This window comes from Pseudomonas sp. ACN8 (assembly GCF_002303925.1).
GTDB lineage: Bacteria > Pseudomonadota > Gammaproteobacteria > Pseudomonadales > Pseudomonadaceae > Aquipseudomonas.
Genome location: NZ_MRCS01000105.1, coordinates 1 through 1,994 on the forward strand (window position 1 = coordinate 1; position 1,994 = coordinate 1,994).

At 57.6% G+C, this 1,994-nt stretch carries 2 protein-coding genes and 1 pseudogene; all 3 read left to right on the plus strand.

Going from position 1 to position 1,994, the window contains the following annotated elements; all coding sequences use genetic code 11:
- On the plus strand, positions 1 to 521 hold a 521-nt coding region (locus tag BSF44_RS29065; RefSeq protein ID WP_371918303.1), incomplete at its 5' end, for a phospholipase D-like domain-containing protein.
- A complete protein-coding gene (locus tag BSF44_RS29070) occupies positions 521 to 1,804 on the plus strand; it encodes a sel1 repeat family protein (protein WP_095946420.1) in 1,284 nt (427 codons plus the stop codon). The genes BSF44_RS29065 and BSF44_RS29070, both read left to right, overlap by 1 nt.
- 3 nt (positions 1,805 to 1,807) lie before the next feature.
- Positions 1,808 to 1,994: pseudogene (locus BSF44_RS30560) on the plus strand (phospholipase); the annotation flags it as partial.

Sequence of the window (1,994 nt, forward strand, 5' to 3'; positions counted from 1 at the left end):
GTGGCGGCGAGATGAGCGAAAAAGCCCGGGAAGCCCAACGAGACGCCGCCAGAAACAATAAATTTCGACAGATCTGGCTCAAAGAGCAGATTGAGGCGATCGAGAAAAGTACGCTCGTCCCGACCCCGCGCCCTGGCCTGAAAATTCACGTGTGCTCGCTGGTCGCACCCGATTCGCCAGCCGGAAAACCGTGGATGCCGGTGTACATTCACTCCAAGTTGATGATCGTCAACGACGTGTTCACCACCCACGGCTCAGCCAACATAAACACTCGCAGCATGCAGGTGGACAGTGAGCTGAACATTGCCCATGAGTGGGCGAGTGTGACCCAGGCCATGCGCCGACGGTTGTGGAATCTGCATACGGACAAGAGGGGCGCGCAGGATGATCCAGAGGAGGCGTTCATCGCTTGGCAGGACATCATCAATGACAACAAACGCCTCCAAAAAGATAGGGCGGCACCCAACGCTCCGCTCGTCGAGTTCTATTACGGCGAAGCCGCCCTGACGGACCTCGACTAATGCGTCGACTCCTGTTGCTGACAAGCCTGCTGCTGACCGCCTGTGATTGCGGCAGCGCCCCTACTCGCCCGACCCAGGACACTTCCGTGAACCCGCTGACCGAGATCAAAGCCAAGCTGGCCTTTTCCTGCGTGCACGAGCAAATCCCTGCACCATCCGCCGAGACCGATGAGTTGTTCCAGTACGCCCGCTGGCTTCAGAAGAACAATTTGCTCAAGCAGGACAAAAGCGTCGACGCCGAGATCGAGCGCTTGTACCGGATTGCTGCCGAGAATGGTCATTACAAGGCCAATATCAATCTGCAGAACGGCACCATGCGCGGCCACTTCACACTCCGTGGTGCCGATCACCTGCGCTTGAGCCAGCAGTTGATCGACGCGAACGTGGCGACGGGATATTACTTTATCGGCCTGTTCCTGAAGAACGGTTCAGCCGGACTGAAGCAGGACACGGCCATGTCGTTGCGTTATTTACGCAAGGCGGCTGATCAGGGCAGTGCCCAAGCCCAGTACTATGTGGGCGACAAGCTCGATCCGATTGATGTCGCACCGAAAATAGCGATGCAGATGTATCGTTGCGCGGCTGAACAAGGTAATGGCAAGGCCGCCGGCGCCCTGGGCGTCTACCTTAAGCACAAGGGACAGTACCAAGAGGCACTTGAGGCATTCCAATTGGGCGTGGCGGCGGGTGATGAATCCTCGACCTCTTTTTTGGGAAGTGGTTTCCGTGGCCCCAAACCAGATGATCGCTTGTACTACCTCGGCCAACAAGAAGACCTCGAACGCGCTGAGCGCTATAAAACCATCTGGAGGGTACTTGCAAACTACTCCTACGCTGACCCGAAGGTCCCCGAGATCAACGAAATCCTCCCCTTGCCCCCGGCCAAGCTACCCGCCTGGGACGGCAAACTGCAATGGCTGGAAGCATGGCAGGCCAATGTCCCACCGAAAAAGCCCAGCGAAGCGCTGATCCATCAGTTGGCCAAGGCCAAACTCCTTGAGCCAGCGACCGGCAGGGCCATGCCCGACTCTTCTGCGTTCATCAAGGCCAGCTACCCCGAGCCGACCTGCTCCAGCGGCCAGGCTTGTCCGCAGACAGGCTACTGGCAGGCTGCCCGTCTGAGCCGTGATGCTTACTCAAGGTTCAACGATGGCGTCATTCGCCGCTTCGAGGAGAACGAGATCATGCCCACCCTGAGGGTTCAGAGTCACGAGCCTCGTTTCTTGCTCCCCGACAGAATCACAGTCATCGAAGAAAACATCGAATGGCGACTGTTGGGGTAAGACATGAAAGGCATCATTCGTATGGGCCACAACATGCTCGACGAGTACTGGGACACTGACGCCCACACGGCGCTGAACCGTTCCGAGGGCAGTAAGCCTGCACCCAATTGTGGCCCACGAGGCGATACTCCACGCCAGGATATTTCCAGCCAAATCAGTGGGCCCATTCTGGAACACCTGCACCATAACT